Source organism: uncultured Sphingosinicella sp. (assembly GCF_963974575.1).
Taxonomy (GTDB): domain Bacteria; phylum Pseudomonadota; class Alphaproteobacteria; order Sphingomonadales; family Sphingomonadaceae; genus Sphingosinicella.
On the sequence record NZ_CAXBBQ010000007.1, the window covers coordinates 211,097 to 230,566 of the forward strand.

Here is a 19,470-nt window from a genome sequence, read left to right on the forward strand (position 1 = left end):
CGCCAACGACCGTGTATATGACGTTTCAGCCGGCCCGGTTGACGAGCGGAAACGCAACGTGCCTCAGCAGCCAGTTGGCGGCACTGCTCGCCGGTAGCGGTTTTGCATCCTGCACCCGGAAGTTCATCGTGTCCTCATCTACGCCGAGCGCAAGTTTCGCGAGCTCGCGCGCAGCAGAGATACCGAGGGTGTGGCCGAGGCCGTTGCAGCCGGTCGCGGCAAAGGCATTGTCGGCAAGGCGCAGAAGTCTCGGCGCACCGTCCGGCGTGATCGTGAACTTGCCGGCCCATATTCGCTTGAATTCCGGCTGGGAAAACTGAGGAAACGCCTTTGCGATCCGGGGGGCGCATATCTTCAAGGCCTTGCACATTTCCAGGTCGCCGGGCCCGATCAGGAAGCTGATGACGAGGCATCCTTCCGCATCGATCGCGGGGCTGAACACGGCCTTGTCGTCAAGGTCCGCAATCGGGGTGCCGCTCGGCAGGATCGACGTGCCCTCGTCGGGCAGGGGATCGGTGGCGATGACGCCGCAATGCACAGTATAGGCCGTTTTGCGTAGCGCTGGAAACAGCGCATCGGCATAGCCACCCGCGGCGACAAGGAGCGTCTGGCTCCTCACCACGCCTTGTGCGGTTTGTATGCGCCATGCCTCGCCGTCTTTCGCCGCGCTGAGCGCGCGTGAATTGCCGAACAGTCGCACGCCTTCGCGCACAGCCGCCGCCGCAAGGCCGCGCGACAGCGCGAGCGGATTGACGAGGCCGCCGTTCGGCAACCACACGCCGCCCGCATAATTCGGCGAGTTCACATGGTGTGCCAGTCCGTTGCGATCGATCGTCTCGAACTCGCCACCGAATTCGCTCCACTCGGCAAAGATTCCGCGCTGTTTTGCTAGCGAGGCATCGGTTCGAGCGAGGCAGAGATAGCCCTTGCGCGCGTCGCAGGTGATGCCGTGCCGATCGATCAGGTCGAACAGCCACCGCCCCGAACCCGCGATCATCCGGTTCATCCGCGCGCCCGTGTCGCTGCCGTAGGCGGCAACCATCTGGCGCGGCGTTTTTTTCGCGCCCCATAACAGTGGTGCGACATGCCCGGCGTTGCGCCCGGACGCGGCCCAGCCGGGGGCTTCGGCATCGAGAACCACGACGCTGCGCCCAGCGGCGGCAAGCTCCAGTGCCATGATGAGCCCAGAATAGCCCGCACCGATGATCGTGCAGTCGGCCTCGATCGTGCCTTCCAGCGCAGGGCAGGGCGGCGCTTCCGGTGCAGTGCGGCTCCAGTGGCTCGTGGAGATGGGTTCGTGGCCGAGGGGCGTTCGTATACTGCTCACGCCGCGAAATGCTCCGAGAGCACGCTGCAGATGTAATCGATGTTTCCTTGAAGCATCGCCTGCATTTCGTCTTCGAAACCGCAGACCGCCTGCGCCTGCGTGTTCCACGAAAGGATGCACGCGTCCGGTCCCGCGGGCGTCACGCGCGCCATGGCGAGGTAGTTCGTGAAGTTGAAGGGGCCAGAATCGATGACGCGGTAGACGTAGTAGCGATCGGTTTCGCTATACGCTTCAATCCGCTCGCGCAGCACGGCGCCGCCCGGCAGATGCAACAAGCGAAGCGCGCCGACGCCTTCGCCGATCACCTCGATCCTCTCCACGAGACCCTTGCCGATGGTTTCGTCGCCGATATTCCCCACAAGTGCCCACACCGCGTCCGCAGGGGCGGAGAGGCGCACCGCCTTCTGACAATGGAGCGGCCGTGCGAACCCGTCCGCGAGTGAACCCTGCATGATCGCCCTCCCTTGGCTTCTACAGGCTTGCCGTGATCTCCACTTCGATCATGCATTCGGGAAACGCCAGTCTGCGCACCTCGACAGCGGTCGTGGCAGGCAGGTCGAGACCCGCATAATGTACGATGCGCGCGCCGTTCGCCGCGATGAAGGCATCCATGTCGGTTACGTAGATGTTTTCCTTCACCACGTTCGCCATCGTCGCGCCGAAGGCCTCGAGCGTTCGCTTGATCGCCGCATAGGCACTGCCGATCTGTGCGCTCATGTCGCCCGGAAACGCCGGCTGGAACGCATCATCGACACTGAGCGAGCCGGAGATGTGGAGTGTGCTGCCGCTCCGCACGGCCTGTGCGTAACCGAAGGCCTTTTCGCCGTCCGTGCGAAGGTGAAATGTCTGCCTGTCGATCATGCCGCTGCCTTTCAGAATTTCACGCGTGCCTCGACGCCGAATGTGCGGCCCGGATCGGGCTGGATCGCGTCGCTGGCGAGCGGCACCAGCGCCGCCCCGAAAATATAGCGTGAAAAGGCCGATGTCGCATAATGCTCCTTGAGCAGGTTCTTCCCGAAAACACTGATCGCCCACTGCCCGCCTTCGAGGCCGATCTGCGCATCGACCGTCGAGTAGGCCTTCTGGAACAGGTACACGTTCGGCGCCGCCGGGAGCTGGAAATCCTGGAAGGACTGCCGGCCCTGCGCATTGAAATCGACGCGCGCTTTCGCGGTCAACCTGTCCGAAAGATCGTATGCGTACTGCGCGCCGAGGTTCAGCGTATATTTCGGCGCGTTCGGAAGCTGCTGCCCGACATAGGCGTCTGTCACGCCATCGAAATCCTTGATCTCGGTATCGATGTAGCCGAACGCGGCATTGAGATCGACGCCCTTCGCCGGGCGCGCGGCAAGCTCGAACTCGAAGCCCTTGATCGCCGCTTTGCGGGCGTTGAGCGAGCCTTGCGTGAAGGTGACGGCGTCGAGCTGGAAGATCTGCGGGTTGAGATGCTCGGTGTAGAAGGCGGCAACATTGAAGATGACGCGCCGGTCGAGCCATGAGGTTTTCGCGCCGATCTCGTAGTTGCGGGAGGTCTCCTTGCCGATCACGCGCGGGAAGGCTGATCCCGCCGCGATCGGATTGAAGCTGCCGCTTTTGAAGCCCTGCGAATAGGTGGCGTAAAGCGTCAGGTCGTCCGAGGGCTTGTACGCCACCGACAGTTTCGGCTGCAGTTTCGAAAAAGTGGCCTTGTCGATCTCGGATGCGAGGCGGTCGTCCTGTTTCGCCTTGTTGGTATCGTAGCGCAGTGCAGCGGTCAGCTCGAGCGTTTCGAGAATGTCGTAGTTGACCTGCCCAAACACGGCATACTGATCGAAGGTGAGCCGCGTGTTCGCAAGTGTCGCATCGATCACGACCCCCGACGATTCAAATCCATCAGGCGTGATGCACGTGCCCGCGAACAGGCAGAGATCGAGCGATGCCAGCGTCGTCACATCGCGCTTCGAATGTTGGTAATAGCCGCCGATGATGTAGCGAAGCCGCTGGCTGCTCGGGGAGGTCAGGCGGAGTTCCTGGCTCCAGCTTTCTGTCACGCGAAGCTGCCGGGCAAGAGGCACCAGCGGAAATGGCGAGATATCGAGGTCTTCGCTGAAGTCGACGTCGATCTTGTCCCATGCCGTGATCGAGGTGAACGTGCCGATGGACGTATCGTAATTCAGTGACATCGAAAGATCGGTGACGGTGCGGTCCGTCGAGGAGGGGCCGTCGAGATTGGGTCGCCTCGCTGCCATGTCTTCAGTGATCTCGCCGCCCGTCGTGCCGAGCACGTCGACGAGGCTGAACCAGAGTGCGCCGCCTTTCTCATCCATGTGCGCGGCGCGCAGATCGATGCTGAAGTCATCCGTGGGCTGGATGATGATGCGGCCCGAAACGCGCGTTTGGCGATTGCGGTCGAGCGTGCGTCCGTCGAAATCGTTCTTGATCGTGCCGTCGCTGTCGCGGTGCGAAACGGTTACGCGGGCGAGCACGACATCGGGGACGATCGGGCCACTGATGGCGCCGAACACGCGCCATGCGTCGCCCGTGCCGTAACTCAGTTTCGCCTCGCCCTCGAACGTGTTCGTCGGGCGTTTCGTCGTGATGTTGATCGCGCCGGCGATCGCGCCCTTGCCGTAGAGCGCGCCTTGCGGGCCTTTCAGAACCTCCAGCCGTTCGACATCGCTCAGGTCCATCGTGAAGGCATCAGCATCCGGCAGGATCACGCCATCCACCGAAAACGCAACGGCGGCTGCCTGATTGCGGTTGGAGCCGAGGCCACGGATCGAGATGTTGTTCGTTGCCGTGTCCTGATCGTTTGTGATGTGGACGTTCGGCGTCACGGCGAGGAAATCGTCGATCCGTTCGAGGCGGCGTTCCTCGATCACACTTGCGGAAAAGGCCGTGACGGTATCGGGAACCTGCTGCAGGTTCTCCTCGCGCTTGCGCGCCGTTACGATGATTTCCTCAAAGCCACCGCTGCTCGCGCCCGTCCGCGCCTGTTCCTGCGCGGCAGCCGTGCTGCAAAGCGCTGAAAATGCCGTCGACATCATCAGCACGAAACAGCCCGTGCTCTTCACCTTGCTCCTCATGTTTCCCTCCGCTCCCTTTTTTGATTTGGCGGCCTGTTCAGATCAGGCTCGCCGGTATGGTTTTCCCGTCACCCTCATTGTCCCAGATCGCCGACAGGATGACCCAGCGGCCCTCGTGGCGAACGATGTGTGCGAAAGTGACGCCTCTGCGCCTTTCGCCGTTCATCTCGGCGATGAAGCTGCTGCGTACGCCCGCGACATTGCCGAAGGCTTCCACGTGGCGCGCGATCTCGACTTCGCTGAAATCGGCAAGAGCGCCTGTCGCCCGCTGCTCGTTCATGGCGGCAATGAATACCTCCACCGGGATCGGGCTTGCGGCGCCGGAACTCAGCGCGGCAAGGGTCGCGTCGGGGTGGCAACATGCCCGGAAGATGTCCCAGTCCGGCGCCTTCTCGGCATCCCAGCCCACGGCCGCATAGAGGCGCGGGCAGAGTGCCAGAATGTCGTCGAGATCGGTGTCGGTGATGCCGGACATTTGCGTTTCCCCCAAAGGTCGTCAGCCGATGAAATCGGCGGATGGATGCGCGCGCGGATGGTCGCGCAGATACTGCAGGAAGCACCCCAGCGTCCGGTCCGCCTTCGTCAGTGTACCGGGCCGGAAACGGGCGCGTTCGATGATCGGCAGGTCTTCGGTCGCGATGCGGACTTCCATGTCGTACATCGCGTCCAGAAACGCCTGCGTGCCTTCAGGGTCGGCATCGTCCGCGCCGACCGCGACAGCGAAGAACAGGCGGGATTTGCCCGGTGCGGGCAGGCCCATGGGGGCGACGAAACCGAACCAGCGCCCGTCCACGTAGCCGTCCTGCCAATAGATGTTGGTGCCGAAGATGCCGACGCGAAACTCGATTGCGGTTCCATCGCGCATCTTGCCGCGGAAATGATAGACCATCGAATGCGGCGTCCATTCGACGTCCTGATGCGGCATTCCGTTGTCGAAGCTGATGCCGTGCACCACCTGGATGTGCTGCATGTCGGGCGTGTTGCAGCAGATCACCCAAGGGTCCGCGGGCATCAGGCGGTCGTATTCGCCGATCTTCCAGACGAGCTTTTCGGGCGCTCCCGGAAAGTCGGGGAGGTCGAACAGCGGCTTGGTGCCGTTGAAGGCGAAGATGCAGCCGAATTTTTCGACCGTTGGGAATGCGAAAAGGTTTGCCGTCGGGGGAACGGGATCGCCCGACCCTGTCGCCACGCAGCGGCCGTCCGGTCCATAGCGCCAGAAATGGAACGGGCAGCGCACCGTGCCTTCCACCATCTCGCCCGTGCAGAGATCTGCGCCGAGGTGCGGGCAGTAGGCGCTCAGCACCTGCGCGCGTCCGTCCGCATCGCGCACGACGATCACGCGGCCGCCCAGAAAGTCGAAGCCTTTAACGACGTCCCCGGCGGCCTCTTCGGAGAGGCAGACGGGAAACCACGTCTGGCTGAACACGCCCCCGAAGCCTTCTGCTTCCGGCTTCGGTCGGTCTGCGATCCGGATTGCGCCTGACATCATCTCACCCTCGGAAAGATACATTTGTGTACGGATGCTTCGATATCCTCGCCCCAGGCTCAGAGTCAATACGATATTCGTAGAATATGGCGCCGTTGAACGTGTAAACCGTAACAAATACATTTCAGCGTTGCGGTTACATCACGCTTTCCGTATCAGGAGACATGAAATCCTGACCGGGGAAAGGGCCGTTGATGGCAGTTCGCAGGGGTGCATCGCGTGATGCGCGAGACAAGCAGCAGGCGAATCCCCTCGACTCGGCGGGGGATGTTTATGCGCTCAACAGCCAGATCATCGCGCTACTGCAGCAGGACGGGCGGATGCCCTATTCGACGATCGCGACGGCGCTCGGCGTTTCGGAAGGCACGGTGCGCAACCGTGTGCGCCAGCTCATCGACGAGAACATCATCACGATCCAGGCCGAAGCCATGCCCGAGGCGTTCGGCTATAATTTCAACGCGCAGACCTTCATCAAGGTGGCGGGCGGCGCCGATATCGACGCCGTGATCGCGCGTTTGTCCGTCGTTCCCGAGGTCTTCTATCTGACATCGACGCTCGGCCGCTTCGATCTCGGCATGGCGACCTATCACCAGTCGCACGATCACTACCGCGCCTTTCTGACGGCGCATTGCTACGGTCGGCCGGACATCGCTCTTATCGAAACCTGCATGGTTTTGAAGGTGCACAAGATGAAGCTGCAGTGGAATCTGGAGGGCGAGCGTCGCCCAACCCACCCGGGAAAGGCATAATCATGATCACGGTCGAGCGTGCGGTTCGGGTCGCGGCCCCGGCGGAGAGGGTCTGGAAATTGTTCGCGACCGAGGACGGCCAGCGGCGCGCCGAGGAGGGTTTTGTCTCCTCGATCGAATTCGAAGGCGAGGGGATCGGCATGGTGCGTACGATGCGCACCGAAGGGCATATCGGCGGCGGCTATGTGAAGGAACGCCTCGACCATTACGACGAGGTGGAAATGGAGATGATGTTTCGCATCATCGACACCGGCGACGTCGTGCCGTTCGCGGATTATTGCGGCTTTGCGAAGATCATCCCCGCTGGCGCCTCGGCCAGCGTGCTGCTGATGCGCTCGACGTTCGTTCCTGTCGACATGCCGGAGGCCGACGCGCGGGCGATATCTGAGGAAAATTATCGACTGTTCATCGCGAACGTCCATGCGGCCGTGGCGGCCGGAGACGTCTAATGCGTGTTGTTCCGATTCCGCTGCTGAATGTCTTCGATCACATCAACTATCTTCTGGTGTGCGGCGCGAAGAAGGAGGCGATCGCCGTCGATCCCTACGACACCCCGCGTATAATCGCGGAGGTAGAATCGCTGGGCGTGACGATCACCGGCATCGTCAACACGCACGAACACTGGGACCATGCGGGCAAGAACGCCGAGATGAAGGCGCGAACGGGCGCGGCGGTGATGGCGCCCCGCGCGGCAGCGGGCACACTTCAAGGGCTCGATCGCCTGCTGGTTGACGGCGACACGATTTCGATCGGCAATGAAAGCGTGACCGTCCGCGCCGTGCCGGGGCACACAATGGCGAGCATAGCGCTCTTCGGCACCGAGGAGGGTGGCACGCCCTTCGTTATCTCGGGCGATACGCTGTTCGGCGCGGGCGTGGGTAACTGCGGTTACGGCGGTCACGCGCCAACGCTTCACGAGACAGTCAGCAGCGTGTTCGCGCTGCTTGCGGACGAGACGCGTGTTTATCCGGGGCATGATTACCTGAAACGCAACCTCGCCTTCACGCTCTCCATCGAGCCGGACAACGCAGCTGCGCGCGCGTTGGCGTCCTCGCTTGCAGCCTCGGATGACACCGCGCCGTATTTCACCACCATCGGCGAAGAACGCGCGGTCAATCTCTTTCTGCGGCTCGCCTCCAGTGAAGTCCGCGAGAATCTGGAACTACGGGCTCCCGTGAGAGATGCGGATGTTTTCCTCGCGATCAGGGCGCGCCGCGATCATTGGTAGCCGGAAGGCCGACAGATGATAGGCAAAAGCCGGGGCGGGTGTGATCCGCTGTGCGCCGCGTGCACGCGTCACCACCGCACAAGCCGTGGAACCAACACCCTGCCGAGCAGGGCGCTGATGAGAACGGGCGCGCTGTGCCACAGCCCGACGTGATAGATCGTGTTCGACGAACAGTGAAATGCGAACGCGAAAATCCCGATGCATCCCGACGCAACTCCCACGAGAAGTCCCGCGCGTTCGGGTGAGGTCGGCGCACCCCGCCGCAACCAGAAGACAAGCGCTACGGCTGTGAGCAGCCCGAGGCCCACACCCGCAAAGATACAATCCATCTCGTGAACGGATATCAGTGAGCCAGGAGGGGCTTCGGTCCCCGACACGAGGATGATGATCGCGGACAGAGGCAGCAAACAGGCGGCTGCGGCCACCCACCGCCATCCGAAGTGCCGGCTCCCGACCTGCGGATTCCCCATCGCAACCACGGTTGCCGCGCAGGCGACGCCCAGGATGAGGAACAGGCCGTTGGCGATCAGGAACAGGGTTTCAAAGTGCCCTACGGAAATGTCTCCCCGGAACCCGAAAATGACCGCGACGATGGCCAGCGTGGTGGCCGCCGCGGTTGCTGTCAGGCCCATCCCATAGCGTCGGTGCAGGACGCGCGCCGGACGCAGGTCATCCACCAGCGAAGCGATGAGCGTGTCGGTATCAGGATCCATGGTTATTCCGCTTCCTCAATCAGGGCGCTGAGTTTCCTGAGACCCCTGTGTACATTGACCTTGACGAGCGCCTCGCTCTGGCCTGACCGCGAAGCGGCTTCCGCCACGGAGAGCCCCTCGATCCTCACCAGCTCTATCACCTGCGCCTGGGAAGGTGGCAGACAGGCCAGCAGGCCGTCGAGGCTGAGCCTTGCGGCGACACTCTCCTGGCCACCGGCGACGGACACGTCTTCATCGAGCCCGACCTCGGCGGCGCGATATACCTTCCGAAGATGATCGACCCAGCGATATCGTGCGATCGCCGCAAGCCAGGGCAGGAATGGACGCGACGGATCGTAACTTGCCAGCTTGCCGTGCATCGATATCAGCGTTTCCTGCACGAGATCGTCAAGATGGCACGGCGCGGTGCGGCGGGCGAAATAGCGGCCGAGCCAGGCCGAGCAAGCCTTCAGAAGCGCAGCGTAAGCCGGGCGATCACCCCGCTGCGCCAGCGCCATCAGGCGCGAGAGGCTGGCATCGTCCGCCTTCACCGCGCGAGTCGGCTGAAAAGCGCGTCAAGCGACAGCACGCCGCCGCCCCTCGCGATGAGGACGAGCGCGAGCGCGGCCCACAGGGAATGCACCGGCCACCAAGCTTCCGGGTAGACGAACAGCTGGATCACCATCGTCATGCCGAGCAGCCCGAGCGCCGACAGGCGAACACCGAGGCCGACAACGAGCAGCACGGGAAAGATATGCTCGGCCGATGCAGCCGCAATGGCGGCAAGATCGGATGGCAGCGGGACACGGGTATATTCCTCACGAAACAGATAATAGGTCGCATCGCTGATCGAAAACCAGCTGCCGTCTTCAATTTTCGCGCGTCCCGATCGCCAGAATACACCGGCAAGCGCGAAACGCGCGAGCAGCAGCGGCGCCGCTTCCGCCGCGCGGCTGGAGAGCAGGGCCGTAACCCGCTCCCAGCCTGTGTGAAGCGCGACCATCGGTTTACGCCTTGGGCGTCAGCGAGCCGCTGCCCTTCGGCGTCTTGATCGTCAGGCACGTTCCCGCCTTCACCAGCTTCCATGCATTTCCCTGATAATCGACGCTCGACGTGCCTGCGCAGCTCGTGCCGGGTCCGGCGGCGCAATCGTTCTGGCCGGCTTTCGCGACGCCATAGCACTTTTCCATCGCGGGCTTCTTCGTTTCCGCCTGCGCAGCATTCGTCATTCCGGCCGTCACGGCTGCCGCAAGCAAGGTTGCGACCAGGGGGGTAAGGGTTTCGCGTGCCATCATCTTGTCTCCCATAAGGGTTGAAATCAGCGCCGCCGTCCATGTGGCGGTCTGACTGCAAGTTCGGGCGAAGAGCGCCAAGCGTTACACAAGACGAAAATAAAAACTTGCGACTGCCGCTGTAACCTTTCGGAGCGCGCGCACGAATGAACGGTAGCCAATCCGGCGCACCTCATTGGGAGATTTATCTGATGTCCATCGCACTGAAGGGAGCCGGCATCGCATCGGCTGCAGCCCTGTTCGCTCTTTCGACGCTGGCCTCCGCTGCGACGGCGCCTGCCGGCAGCAGCGGCGCGGCTGTCTCGGGTGCCGACATGGTGCACTGCTACGGTGTAAACAGCTGCAAAGGCAGCGCCGACTGCAAAACTACCGTGCACGAATGCAAGGGACACAACAGCTGCAAGGGCCAGGGCTTCAAGGCAATGAAGGCTGACCAGTGCCTGAGCAAGGGCGGCATGATCGGCGATATCGGCTGACGCGCCCTCCGGGGCGATCCGGCGCACGCCCCCCGCGACCGGATCGCCCCATTCTCTTTGTTTCAGGACGCCCATCGTGACGACAATCCAACCCTTCAATGGCTTCGGCCTCGGTCTTCGCAAGGATCACTACGCCGATTATCTGACCGGTGCCGTTCCGGTCGATTTCGTCGAGATCATTTCCGAAAACTTCATGGTGGACGGCGGGCGTCCGCTCTTCACGCTCGATGCCATTCGCGAGCGCTATCCGGTGGCGATGCACGGCGTATCGATGTCGATTGGATCGACCGAAGGCCTCGATGCTGAATATCTTGCGTGCCTCAAACGGTTGGCCAACCGGGTGAAGCCCCTCTGGGTGTCCGATCACCTGTGTTGGACTGGCGTGAACGGCCGCAACACGCACGACCTGTTACCGCTGCCCTACACCGAAGAGGCGCTGGATGTCGTGTGCAGCAACATTCTAAGTGCGCAGGACGCTCTCGAACGTCCACTGCTGTTCGAAAACCCGTCCAGCTATGTCGCCTTCGACGCCGGCATGACGGAGTGGCAGTTTCTCGCCGCGATGTGCGAACGCACCGGCTGCTTCCTGCTGCTCGACGTCAACAATATCTACGTCAGCAGCGTCAATCACGGATTCGATCCGCTCGCATATCTCGAAGGGATTCCCGCCGCCACGGTACGCCAGATCCATCTTGCGGGTCATAGCGAGGGTCAGGACGTGCTGATCGACACGCACGACACGCCGGTGTGCGCCGACGTGTGGGCGCTCTATCAGCTTGCCTGCGCACGCTTCTCTGCGCTTGCCACCATGATTGAGCGCGATGATGCGATACCGCCGATAGACGTGCTGCTGAGCGAACTCGATATCGCGCGCCGGCTTTCAGGGCACGACGCACGGTACGCAGCGTGACTCTGATCGATCTCCAACGGCGTTTCTACGCCGCCGTGACAGGCGCCGGGGAGGTGACGTTCGAGGATTGGAATCCGGTCCAGCGCGTGGGCCTCGCAGTCTATCGGAATGCCTATCGCTCGCGCCTGATCCAATGTCTTCGTATGAGTTTCGAGAAGACGTGGACGTGGATCGGAGACGAGAGTTTCGATGCCGCCGCGGCGCACCACCTCATTGTGAAGCCGCCGCGAAGCTGGACGCTCGACGACGCCGGCGCGGGCTTCGATGAAACGCTGGAACAGCTCTTTCCCAACGACCCGGAGGTCGCGGAGCTGACCTGGCTCGAATGGCAAATGCAGCAGGTCTTCACCGCCGCCGACGAGCCGGTTCTCGATGCGGCAGGCTTTGCCGCGCTCTCGAACGACTTCACGGAAGAGGCATGGGCCTCGTTCCGTCTTTCATTTGTGAGCGGAATGCGTTCAAGGCGGATACAGACCGATTGCGGGGCGATCTGGGCCGCAATCACCGCTGATGAAAACCTGTCAGCCGATGTTCTATTGAATGAACCGCGAACCCTCCTTGTCTGGCGACAGGGACTTGCTCCACGGTTTCGACTACTGACGGCTGAGGAGGCCGCCGGTTTTCAGCTGATGGGGAACGGCGGCACTTTCGGCGATATGTGCGAGGCGTTCGTCCAGCGCCTTGGCGCTCGCGGCATCGAGGAGGCCGGACGTACACTCGGCTTTTGGATCGCACAGGGGATCGTCAGTCGCTTGGCCGCAGTTCCTGAACCCCAGCCGCCTCTCTGATCGCGCCACCTCCGTTACATATCCAGAATGTGGGGAGACCGGCGAATGCCGCACGCGGCCCGATGGCTATAGCCCGTGGCTATGGTGAATAGCGGATTTTGAGGAAGCCAGCATCTGTCCGGGCTCTAGAATGTTCTGGCGAATGTCCGGGGCAGGGGAAATGGGACAGCGATGAACATGGGTGGAAACAAGCAGCGGCTGCGGATCTTGGGCGCGATCCTTTCGGTGGTCCTGGTCGGCGCGTTGCCCGCGACGTCGCTCGCCGCAAATCCTGCATACGATGTTGTTATCCGTGGCGGGCGGGTAATCGATCCCGAAAGTGGTCTCGATGCGGTTCGGAACGTGGCGATTGCCGAAGGGCGCGTTGTTGCCGTGTCGGCGGAAAAGCTTTCAGGCCGTGTCACGATCGACGCTGACGGGCTGGTCGTGGCGCCTGGCTTCATCGACGTCCATTCGCACGGCGTGACCATTCCGAACGGGTGGCTGCAAGCGTTTGATGGCGTTACAACTGCGCTCGAACTTGAAACCGGCGCGTGGCCGGTCGCCGTTGCTTATCGTACTGCGGCCCAAGAGGGGCGGCCGATCAATTACGGCTATTCGGTTGCCTGGTCGGGAATCCGGCGGGAGCTGATGGGCGCCCGCGCGAAGGATCTTGCGACGGATGCGGAAATCGGGACGATTCTTCAGCGGGTGTCGGAAGGGCTCGATGCCGGGGGCCTCGGCGTCGGGACGCCGGTTGGCTATTCCACCCAAACCAACCGAACCGAATACTGGGAGGTGGCGTCGCTCGCCGCAAAGCGCGGGGTGCCGGTATTTACCCATGTTCGCACCAAGAACGGACGCGATCCAGACAGTGCGCTCGAAGCGTTCGGGGAAGTGATCGCCACGGCCGCAACCACCGGCGCGCACATGCATCTTTGCCATATCAACAGTTCGGGCCTGCGCGACATTCCGCGTCTCACCGGCATGATTGCCAAGGCGCGCGCCTATGGCATTCCCGTGACAAGCGAGGCCTACCCCTGGGGCGCAGGCTCGACTTCCATCGGCGCCCCATTTCTTGCACCGGAAAACCTGCCTCTGCTCGACATCGGGCCGCAAAACATAGAGGTCATCGCCACCGGCGAGCGGCCCGCAACGAACGCACGTCTTGCGGAGCTGCGCAAGGCGAATCCGCAGGAACGGATCATCGTCCATTATCTTAACGAGGCAATCGACGCGGAGCGAAAGCTGATCGAACAGGCACTCGTTCCTGAAGACGGGATTATCGCAAGTGATGCGGTGCGCTATTCCGTAAAGGACCGGATCGTGACCGAAGCAGTCTGGCCGCTGCCGGCGGGCATTGCGGGGCATCCCCGTTCGGCCGCGACGTTCACGAAGGTTCTTGGTGAATATGTTCGTGAGCGGCATTTGCTCAGCCTTGCCGATGCGATCCGTCGTTCGACGCTTCTCCCGGCGCAGCTTCTGGAGCCCGTTGCGCCCGGCATGAAACGCAAAGGGCGGATCGGTATCGGAATGGACGCTGACATCGTCGTCTTCGATCCTGCGACGGTTGGCGCGACCGCGACCTATGAAAAGCCGGCCGAGCCCGCGAAGGGAATGCACCACGTTCTTGTGGGCGGCACATTCGTTATCCGGGAGGGCAAGCTGATTGCGTCCGCCCGCCCCGGCCATGCAATTCGCGGAGGAGCAGCCCAATGAAGACGATCGCAACCGCCTTTTTGGTCTCGGTGACAGCCTTTCCTGCGTTGGCACAGCCAAACGACGGTATCGATGCCGTCTTCGCGCGCTACACGGGCGAGAGTGTTCCGGGATGCGCGGTCGGTGTGGAGAAGGACGGCAAGACCGTTCTGGAGCGCGCCTATGGCATGGCGGATATCGAGGAGCGGGTTCGTGCGCAGCCAAGCAGCATTTACGAAGCCGGTTCGATCTCCAAGCAGTTCACGGCAGCGGCGATCGTTCTGCTGGCGCGGGACGGCACGCTGGCGCTTTCAGACGATATCCGCAAATATCTGCCGGAGATGCCCGATTACGGCACGCCTATCACGATCGAGCATCTGATACAGCACACCAGCGGCCTGCGGGACTGGGGATCGATCAGCGCCATGGAAGGCTGGCCGCGCAACAGCCGGAGCGCTAACAATGATGATGTGCTGGCCATTGCCGCGCGTCAGAAAGGGCTGAATTATGCGCCCGGCGCCCACTACAGTTATTCCAACACCAACTTCAATCTGGCCGCGATTATTGTGGCGCGTGTGAGCGGCCAGAGTTTTGCGGCATTCACCAAGGCGCGCATCTTCGATCCGCTGGGGATGACCAGCACGCAGTGGCGCGAACGCTATCGGACTCTGGTTCCAGGACGGGCCACGGCCTATGCGCGCGAAGGCGACACCTATGTGATCGATCAACCGATCGAGGATGCGCACGGCAACGGCGGCCTGCTGACGACGGTGAAAGATCTGCTTGCATGGAATGCCGCACTGGATGCCGATCGATTGGGGGTGGGCTTCCGCGCTGCGATGGAGCGTGTCGGTGTTCTCACGGACGGGACGCGGATCGTTTACGCTTCGGGACTGCTTGTCGACAAGCACCGGGGGATCGATGAGGTCGCCCATTCGGGGGCGACAGGGGGTTATCGGGCATGGCTCGCACGCTACCCGGCACAGCGCCTCTCCATTGCCCTTCTGTGCAATGCCGGCGATGTCGAACCTGTCGCGATCGGGCACAGCGTTGCCGATCACTATCTCTCAGGCCTGGCGCCGATGCCTGTCTATAAGCCTTCCGGTAAGCTGCCCGCCGGTCTCTACGTGAGCGAGGTCACGGGGGCGCCTATCTCCATCGTCGCGGACGCCGAGGGCGGTCTGCGCATTGATGGTAAGGCGCTCGATCCGGTCGCGCCGGGCCGGTGGAGCCTGTCCGGCACGGATTTCGTATTCGGCCGCAGGAATGATCTCGTCGTCGAGGCTAATGGAGAAAGACTACGCTATCGGCGTGTGGAGCCGGTTGAGATGGTCGATCCCACGCCCTTCGCGGGTCGGTATTGCGGCGCTGACAATCCGTTCTGCATGGTGGTTCGCGCAGCACCGGACGGAGGGCTGTCCATTGCGACAACGGGGCGTCCCGGCCTTGCCGCGCAGCCGCTGAAGCCGGCGTTCACGGACGTGTTCACCAGCAAATATGCGACCATTCGCTTCGTGCGCGATGCGTCCGGCGCAGTGAGCGGGCTCACATATGGTGACAGCCGGGCCTGGGCGGTGGAATTTACGCGGACACCCTGATCGCGATCACCGCTGCGGCGGTATCGGCGCTTCTTCTCGGCCGAGCGGATGCGCGCGCGTGAATAGTCTTAGGTACAGGCGCCCAGCGGCGATGTCGGCGCGGGCGCGGGTATCGAGTTGCAACTCGCCCTTCGCCTTTCGCTGGCCCGGTCGCAGTAGATTGGTGATGATGGCGCTGGGCTTTCCGTCTTCGGTACGCTGCAGCGTGAGCGCGACAGGCGCGTCGTTTCCAAGACGATCGAGGCGGGCGTCGTAGCGTAGTGTGGCGTTGAGCGGGTCGTACATGAAGGCGACATCGGCGCGCGGCCCGTCTCCCAGAGTTCGCACCTTGAAACGCGATGGTGCCGGTGCCTTTCCGTTCGCAAGCGGGGGCGTGCTGAACGGCGGCGTGCGCGGGTGGGCGGCCTGTTCCCAGCCATAGGCGAGGTTCAGCAGTTTTGCCTCCTCAAACGGCTTGCCGAGCAAGTCGAGCCCAACGGGAAGCGCGTTGATGCTGAGCCCGAGCGGAACCGAGAGGGCCGGGAGACCAGTGACTGCGCTTATCGTGCAGGTGCCCACGCCGAACATCTCGGCGCCCCGAAGCGGAGGCGGCTGCAGGGATGTAGGATAGGCAAGCACATCGACACCCGCTGCCGCCATCGCATCCAGAATCACGCGTCGCGCAACGGCCCGTTTGGCGAGAGCCTCGGCGTAGGCCTTCTCGTCTTGTGTTGCGGCTGCGCTGCGCTGTTTTACCCTTGCATCCACGGCTTCGTGAACGAGGCCCTTGCCAGCGATGTCCGAGGCTGAGGCGATCGGTGCGCCCGGATGCCGCGCAAGATAGGCGGCAAAGTCGCGCGCGAATTCATACGCGATCACGCTCGCCGCCCTCATCGTGGGCTCGAAATCCGGAATCGTGAGATTGATGATCTCGGCGCCTTCCGCTTTCATGGCTTCAAGCGCTGCGAGCGTCTTGTCGTGCATGGCCGCGTCCATCTTCTCGGGTGCCAACAGGGTCTGTAGAACCCCGATGCGTGCGCCCTTCAATCCTCCCGGCTTTAGCCCCTCCCGATAGGCGGGAGCGGGCCTTTCAGCCATCGCCTTCGTAATGGGATCATCCGGATCGGCGCCGACGGTGGCGTCGAGCATGATCGCGAGATCGGTGACCGTCCGCGCGAGCGGCCCGGCTTCATCCTGCGTCGAGGAGAGGGGGACGACGCCCGATCGACTGGAAAGCCCGGACGTGCCGCGCATTCCGAACAGGCTTTGATAGGCGGCTGGGATGCGGATCGATCCGCAGGTGTCGCTCCCCATGCCCGCCGCCGCGAAACTCGCGCCGATGCTTGCCCCCGTGCCGCCGCTCGAGCCGCCGGGCGTGCGGCGGGGATCATAAGGATTGCGGGTTTCGCCGCTCAGCGAAGAGACGGTGATCACGCTCATGGCAAGTTCGTGCATCGTCGTTTTGCCGAGAATGATCGCGCCCGCCGCGCGCAGGCGGCGCACCTGAAAGGCGTCGGTCGTGGCAATGTATGTCGCCAGCGCCAGCGTGCCATCAGACGTGGGAAGCCCGGTGACGGCGAAATTGTCCTTTATAAGAACCGGGATACCGTGAAGCGGCCCGCGCGGGCCTTTTTCGGCGCGCTCGCGATCCATGCGGGTCGCGTTTTCGAGCGCTTGCGGGTTGAGCGTGATGACCGCGTTCAGCCTTGGGCCGCGCTGATCGTATGCCGCTATACGCGCGAGATACGCCTCAACGAGCTGGCGGGACGTAGTCTTGCCCTCGGCCATCGCCTCCTGCAATTCGGGGATCGACGTTTCGAACACGAGGCGATCCGCGTCTGCGGCGGCGGGTATTGCCGTCACCAGCAGCAGCATACCGGCACAGGTGAGCGCATTCAGTCTGGCGATCGTCATGCGGATGTTTCCCCTTTCAGCATCGACGATACCGCGCGCGTTCGCCATGTCACGCCCTGCGGCCCATGCTTATTGGCCAGGGGCTATTCAAGCGTGGTTTGCATCAGGCGGCTGAATTCGTCGAACGGCCCCAGGTCGGACGACTGCGGGTTGCTGAGGAACAGCGCGCGCCACCAGAAGATCGCTAGAAACCGCGCGACATCCTCTTCCGACTTGAAGGTCTGCGTCAGCGACGGCTTCCTGATAACATACATATCGGTGAGAAACGATTTCACGTTTCCGTTCAGCAATTCCGCAAGCGCCCGGGCGAATTCGGGTTTCATGGCGTTCTCGGAAAAGCGCAGCAGAATGTCTTCGGCAATCAGCTCCGTCCACATCTGGTCGCGCTTGTAGAGGATTTCCGCAAGCTCCGGCTCGTCGTCCGCGAGCTGCGCAATGCTGCGCATGAGGCCGGGGTGCTGCGAATAGGCCATGGTCTGGCCCTTGGTGGTTTCGAAGATGATACCGAAGAGCTCGTCCAGCGCGACGCTGTTGCTGCGGTATTCGGCGACGAGGGAATCATGGGGGAAGAGATCCTGGATGACCTCCCGCACGATGCTCTGCTTGTCTTTGAAATAGTAATAGAAGGTCGCGATGTTGAATTTTGCGGTGCGGACGATGTCCGCAAGCGTCAGCTCGCGATAGCTCTTGCTTTCAAGGAGTTTCGCGGTCGCCTTCTTGAACTTCTCGCGCGCGATCTTGCCGCGCTCCGTGCTCGGCGGCTCGGGGCTCGTCTCGCGCGCGTTCTTGCGCCTTTTGCGTTGAGGGAGAGGTGTCGTCGCCGTCGTCGTACCCGGTTTGGCCATAGTCGCCTGTTCTGCCCCAAAGATCCCGATCGCCGGGGGTGCCCCGTTCCTGCACCTGCCTCAATACGCAACGTCCCGACAAAATCAAAATGAGCGCGTCGCACGTCGAGCCTGCCTCGCCGGCCGCTAAGCACGCCATTTTTCAGCGAGAATCCGCGCTTACGGAAACCGTATATTTTCTAACTAACGGTAATTGAACGTAAAAATCACCTCTTTGAACGGCAAAAAAACCAAGTATAAACTTGAAATCAAGGATAAACTTGATTCGATTGATAATGGTCCGCGATTCACAGAGATCGCAGCGAAAGGGGGGTAAAACGTATGCAGAAGCTGAAAATGGGTGTGTGCGGGACGCTGCTGGCAACGAGTATGCTGGGTATGCCTGTCGTATCGGCGTATGCTGCGGAAGCAGCGGCCCATCAGGACGACGTGCTGATCGTCACGGCCCGCAAGCGCGAGGAAACGCTGCTCGAGGTGCCGATGTCCATCGCGGCATTTTCCGAAAAATTTCTCGAAGATTTGCGCGTCAACAGTCTTGAGGATGCACTGCAGTATGCGGCGAACGTCGATTTCGACGATTTCCAGAACGATTCCTTCTCGGGCAGCATTGCCATTCGCGGCGTCGTGCGTCTTACCGACGTGGAAGAGCCGGGGTACGGTCTTTACAAGGATGGCGTTTACATCGGGTCGTCCGTCGTCGGCCTCGACGAATTCACCGATCTCGCACGTCTCGAAATCCTGAAGGGACCGCAGGGCGGTCTTTATGGCCGAAACGCGATCGGCGGGGCGATCAACGTCATTACCAATCAGCCGGTGAACAAGATCGAAGGGCGCTTCGCGTTTACAGCGGCGAACTTCGATCGGCAGGAATATCGCGGTACGATCAACGTGCCGATTATCGCGGACAAGTTCTTCGTCCGGATCAACGGCTTCCTCATCGATCAAGACGGTGGCAAGGCCGTCTCGTCGGTGACGGGCGACCAGCTCGATGCCGTGCATTCAGCAGGGCTGCGCGGTCAGGCCAAGCTGCTCGTCAACGACGATATCGATGTGACGTGGACAGCCGAATGGCTCGATGCGGATCAGCCTGCGGCGATCATCCTCAGCTCCCGGACGACGCCTCCCGGCGAAAATGAAGGCGCTCTCGTCTATTCAAGCGAGCACGGCGTCAAGCGTGATGTCCTTCATCTCTATCAGACGCTTAACTGGCGTGTTGGGGAGGGGACATTCACCAATATCGTCAGCTTCCGGTCGATGGACGTCGATTCACGCACCGGGTTTTCGCCTTTCGTGGGAACCGGCGGTGCTGTTCGCCAGAGCGAGCAGGACAACTGGTTCGTTGAAGCGCGGTACGTATCGGATCGCGGCGAAGATTTCGACTATGTGGTCGTGGCCTTCCCCCTGAAAACTGGTCCGCTTTGAAAGTGAGAGTTTCGGCTATTTT

At 62.1% G+C, this 19,470-nt stretch carries 21 protein-coding genes; 9 read left to right on the forward strand and 12 right to left on the reverse strand.

Annotation, left to right across the window (positions count from 1 at the left end; all coding sequences use genetic code 11):
* Window positions 1-25: 25 nt before the first annotated feature.
* The 6 genes from AAC014_RS14510 to AAC014_RS14535 are packed head-to-tail and all read right to left on the reverse strand — an operon-like array spanning window position 26 to window position 5,878.
* A complete protein-coding gene (locus tag AAC014_RS14510; protein ID WP_339709729.1) occupies window positions 26-1,327 on the reverse strand; it encodes an FAD-dependent oxidoreductase in 1,302 nt (433 codons plus the stop codon).
* On the reverse strand, window positions 1,324-1,779 hold the full coding sequence (locus AAC014_RS14515) for an SRPBCC family protein (protein WP_339709732.1): 456 nt from the start codon (window positions 1,777-1,779) through the stop codon (window positions 1,324-1,326). Before AAC014_RS14515 ends, AAC014_RS14510 begins: the two co-directional genes overlap by 4 nt.
* Window positions 1,780-1,798: 19 nt before the next feature.
* A complete protein-coding gene (locus tag AAC014_RS14520; RefSeq protein WP_339709735.1) occupies window positions 1,799-2,188 on the reverse strand; it encodes a RidA family protein in 390 nt (129 codons plus the stop codon).
* A gap of 11 nt (window positions 2,189-2,199) precedes the next feature.
* Complete coding sequence (locus AAC014_RS14525; RefSeq protein ID WP_339709738.1) at window positions 2,200-4,392, reverse strand: TonB-dependent receptor; 2,193 nt, start codon at window positions 4,390-4,392, stop codon at window positions 2,200-2,202.
* Between the two features lie 37 nt (window positions 4,393-4,429).
* Complete coding sequence (locus AAC014_RS14530; protein WP_339709741.1) at window positions 4,430-4,867, reverse strand: hypothetical protein; 438 nt, start codon at window positions 4,865-4,867, stop codon at window positions 4,430-4,432.
* A 21-nt stretch (window positions 4,868-4,888) separates the two neighbouring features.
* Window positions 4,889-5,878 carry a Rieske 2Fe-2S domain-containing protein gene (locus tag AAC014_RS14535; RefSeq protein WP_339709744.1) on the reverse strand — a complete coding sequence of 330 codons (990 nt, stop codon included), beginning with the start codon at window positions 5,876-5,878 and terminating at the stop codon, window positions 4,889-4,891.
* Between the two features lie 194 nt (window positions 5,879-6,072).
* On the opposite strand from AAC014_RS14535, the gene AAC014_RS14540 reads away from it, so the two are divergent.
* Genes AAC014_RS14540 through AAC014_RS14550 form a run of 3 tightly spaced genes read left to right on the forward strand, consistent with a single transcriptional unit; the run spans window position 6,073 to window position 7,855 of the window.
* Window positions 6,073-6,627, forward strand: a complete 555-nt coding sequence (locus AAC014_RS14540) for an AsnC family transcriptional regulator (RefSeq protein WP_339709747.1) — start codon at window positions 6,073-6,075, stop codon at window positions 6,625-6,627.
* 2 nt (window positions 6,628-6,629) lie between these two features.
* Complete coding sequence (locus AAC014_RS14545) at window positions 6,630-7,076, forward strand: SRPBCC family protein (RefSeq protein WP_339709750.1); 447 nt, start codon at window positions 6,630-6,632, stop codon at window positions 7,074-7,076.
* On the forward strand, window positions 7,076-7,855 hold the full coding sequence (locus tag AAC014_RS14550; RefSeq protein WP_339709752.1) for a hydroxyacylglutathione hydrolase C-terminal domain-containing protein: 780 nt from the start codon (window positions 7,076-7,078) through the stop codon (window positions 7,853-7,855). The genes AAC014_RS14545 and AAC014_RS14550 overlap by 1 nt, the downstream gene beginning before the upstream one ends.
* Before the next feature lie 68 nt (window positions 7,856-7,923).
* Here the strand turns inward: AAC014_RS14550 and AAC014_RS14555 are convergent, their stop codons facing one another.
* Genes AAC014_RS14555 through AAC014_RS14570 form a run of 4 tightly spaced genes read right to left on the reverse strand, consistent with a single transcriptional unit; the run spans window position 7,924 to window position 9,839 of the window.
* Window positions 7,924-8,568: a DUF1109 domain-containing protein gene (locus AAC014_RS14555; protein ID WP_339709754.1), complete on the reverse strand. Its 645-nt coding sequence runs from the start codon at window positions 8,566-8,568 to the stop codon at window positions 7,924-7,926.
* Between the two features lie 2 nt (window positions 8,569-8,570).
* Window positions 8,571-9,098 carry a sigma-70 family RNA polymerase sigma factor gene (locus AAC014_RS14560; protein WP_339709756.1) on the reverse strand — a complete coding sequence of 176 codons (528 nt, stop codon included), beginning with the start codon at window positions 9,096-9,098 and terminating at the stop codon, window positions 8,571-8,573.
* Window positions 9,095-9,550, reverse strand: coding sequence for a DoxX family protein (locus AAC014_RS14565; RefSeq protein ID WP_339709758.1), 456 nt, complete (start codon window positions 9,548-9,550; stop codon window positions 9,095-9,097). The genes AAC014_RS14560 and AAC014_RS14565 overlap by 4 nt, the downstream gene beginning before the upstream one ends.
* Before the next feature lie 4 nt (window positions 9,551-9,554).
* Window positions 9,555-9,839, reverse strand: a complete 285-nt coding sequence (locus AAC014_RS14570) for a DUF2282 domain-containing protein (RefSeq protein ID WP_339709761.1) — start codon at window positions 9,837-9,839, stop codon at window positions 9,555-9,557.
* Window positions 9,840-10,030: 191 nt separating this feature from the next.
* Between AAC014_RS14570 and AAC014_RS14575 the strand changes: the two genes are divergently transcribed.
* The 5 genes from AAC014_RS14575 to AAC014_RS14595 all read left to right on the forward strand — a co-directional run bounded on the left by AAC014_RS14575 (window position 10,031) and on the right by AAC014_RS14595 (window position 15,288).
* The gene (locus AAC014_RS14575) at window positions 10,031-10,315 is read left to right on the forward strand and encodes a hypothetical protein (RefSeq protein ID WP_339709764.1); all 285 of its coding nucleotides are present in this window, start codon (window positions 10,031-10,033) and stop codon (window positions 10,313-10,315) included.
* 85 nt (window positions 10,316-10,400) lie between these two features.
* Window positions 10,401-11,225, forward strand: a complete 825-nt coding sequence (locus AAC014_RS14580) for a DUF692 domain-containing protein (RefSeq protein WP_339709798.1) — start codon at window positions 10,401-10,403, stop codon at window positions 11,223-11,225.
* Window positions 11,222-12,013, forward strand: a complete 792-nt coding sequence (locus tag AAC014_RS14585) for a DNA-binding domain-containing protein (RefSeq protein ID WP_339709766.1) — start codon at window positions 11,222-11,224, stop codon at window positions 12,011-12,013. The genes AAC014_RS14580 and AAC014_RS14585 overlap by 4 nt, the downstream gene beginning before the upstream one ends.
* Window positions 12,014-12,184: 171 nt before the next feature.
* Entirely contained in the window at window positions 12,185-13,711 is a 1,527-nt protein-coding gene (locus tag AAC014_RS14590) for an amidohydrolase family protein (protein ID WP_339709769.1), read from the forward strand.
* Window positions 13,708-15,288, forward strand: a complete 1,581-nt coding sequence (locus AAC014_RS14595) for a serine hydrolase domain-containing protein (RefSeq protein WP_339709771.1) — start codon at window positions 13,708-13,710, stop codon at window positions 15,286-15,288. The genes AAC014_RS14590 and AAC014_RS14595 overlap by 4 nt, the downstream gene beginning before the upstream one ends.
* A 6-nt stretch (window positions 15,289-15,294) precedes the next feature.
* Here the strand turns inward: AAC014_RS14595 and AAC014_RS14600 are convergent, their stop codons facing one another.
* Window positions 15,295-17,181, reverse strand: coding sequence for an amidase family protein (locus AAC014_RS14600; protein WP_339709773.1), 1,887 nt, complete (start codon window positions 17,179-17,181; stop codon window positions 15,295-15,297).
* 83 nt (window positions 17,182-17,264) lie between these two features.
* A complete protein-coding gene (locus tag AAC014_RS14605; protein ID WP_339709775.1) occupies window positions 17,265-18,026 on the reverse strand; it encodes a TetR/AcrR family transcriptional regulator in 762 nt (253 codons plus the stop codon).
* Window positions 18,027-18,347: 321 nt separating this feature from the next.
* Here AAC014_RS14605 and AAC014_RS14610 point away from each other — a divergent pair, with 321 nt between their 5' ends.
* Window positions 18,348-19,448, forward strand: coding sequence for a TonB-dependent receptor plug domain-containing protein (locus AAC014_RS14610; protein ID WP_339709777.1), 1,101 nt, complete (start codon window positions 18,348-18,350; stop codon window positions 19,446-19,448).
* Window positions 19,449-19,470 lie beyond the last annotated feature (22 nt).

Excerpts from the sequence above, each read along its gene's own strand:
- AAC014_RS14535 (WP_339709744.1), bottom strand. The coding sequence starts at position 5,878 with ATGTCAGGCGCAATCCGGATCGCAGACCGACCGAAGCCGGAAGCAGAA.
- AAC014_RS14600 (WP_339709773.1), bottom strand. The coding sequence starts at position 17,181 with ATGACGATCGCCAGACTGAATGCGCTCACCTGTGCCGGTATGCTGCTG.
- AAC014_RS14575 (WP_339709764.1), top strand. The coding sequence starts at position 10,031 with ATGTCCATCGCACTGAAGGGAGCCGGCATCGCATCGGCTGCAGCCCTG.
- AAC014_RS14520 (WP_339709735.1), bottom strand. The coding sequence starts at position 2,188 with ATGATCGACAGGCAGACATTTCACCTTCGCACGGACGGCGAAAAGGCC.
- AAC014_RS14525 (WP_339709738.1), bottom strand. The coding sequence starts at position 4,392 with ATGAGGAGCAAGGTGAAGAGCACGGGCTGTTTCGTGCTGATGATGTCG.
- AAC014_RS14515 (WP_339709732.1), bottom strand. The coding sequence starts at position 1,779 with ATGCAGGGTTCACTCGCGGACGGGTTCGCACGGCCGCTCCATTGTCAG.
- AAC014_RS14605 (WP_339709775.1), bottom strand. The coding sequence starts at position 18,026 with ATGGCCAAACCGGGTACGACGACGGCGACGACACCTCTCCCTCAACGC.
- AAC014_RS14545 (WP_339709750.1), top strand. The coding sequence starts at position 6,630 with ATGATCACGGTCGAGCGTGCGGTTCGGGTCGCGGCCCCGGCGGAGAGG.
- AAC014_RS14570 (WP_339709761.1), bottom strand. The coding sequence starts at position 9,839 with ATGGCACGCGAAACCCTTACCCCCCTGGTCGCAACCTTGCTTGCGGCA.
- AAC014_RS14530 (WP_339709741.1), bottom strand. The coding sequence starts at position 4,867 with ATGTCCGGCATCACCGACACCGATCTCGACGACATTCTGGCACTCTGC.
- AAC014_RS14550 (WP_339709752.1), top strand. The coding sequence starts at position 7,076 with ATGCGTGTTGTTCCGATTCCGCTGCTGAATGTCTTCGATCACATCAAC.
- AAC014_RS14540 (WP_339709747.1), top strand. The coding sequence starts at position 6,073 with ATGGCAGTTCGCAGGGGTGCATCGCGTGATGCGCGAGACAAGCAGCAG.
- AAC014_RS14565 (WP_339709758.1), bottom strand. The coding sequence starts at position 9,550 with ATGGTCGCGCTTCACACAGGCTGGGAGCGGGTTACGGCCCTGCTCTCC.
- AAC014_RS14555 (WP_339709754.1), bottom strand. The coding sequence starts at position 8,568 with ATGGATCCTGATACCGACACGCTCATCGCTTCGCTGGTGGATGACCTG.
- AAC014_RS14610 (WP_339709777.1), top strand. The coding sequence starts at position 18,348 with ATGCAGAAGCTGAAAATGGGTGTGTGCGGGACGCTGCTGGCAACGAGT.
- AAC014_RS14595 (WP_339709771.1), top strand. The coding sequence starts at position 13,708 with ATGAAGACGATCGCAACCGCCTTTTTGGTCTCGGTGACAGCCTTTCCT.
- AAC014_RS14590 (WP_339709769.1), top strand. The coding sequence starts at position 12,185 with ATGAACATGGGTGGAAACAAGCAGCGGCTGCGGATCTTGGGCGCGATC.